The sequence below is a fragment of the Oryzomonas japonica genome (genome assembly GCF_008802365.1).
In the GTDB taxonomy this organism is placed as follows: Bacteria; Desulfobacterota; Desulfuromonadia; order Geobacterales; family Pseudopelobacteraceae; genus Oryzomonas; species Oryzomonas japonica.
Map to the genome: position 1 here is coordinate 1 of NZ_VZQZ01000027.1, position 261 is coordinate 261.

The following is a 261-nucleotide window of genomic DNA, read 5'->3' on the forward strand; positions in this document are numbered from 1 at the left end:
CGATTGCCACTGCGCACGTTGAATACGAGACCGACAAGCGTCACTATGCCCACGTTGACTGCCCGGGCCATGCCGACTACGTGAAGAACATGATCACGGGAGCTGCGCAGATGGACGGCGCCATCCTGGTTGTGTCCGCCGCTGACGGCCCCATGCCCCAGACCCGCGAGCACATCCTGCTTGCCCGTCAGGTAGGCGTTCCCTACATCGTCGTCTTCCTGAACAAGGCGGACATGGTGGACGACGCCGAGTTGCTGGAAC

At 62.1% G+C, this 261-nt stretch carries 1 protein-coding gene; it reads left to right on the forward strand.

What is annotated here, in order from left to right; genetic code table 11:
• A partial coding sequence (locus tag F6V25_RS16890; RefSeq protein WP_246167086.1) for a GTP-binding protein occupies positions 1-261 on the forward strand: 261 nt, incomplete at both ends.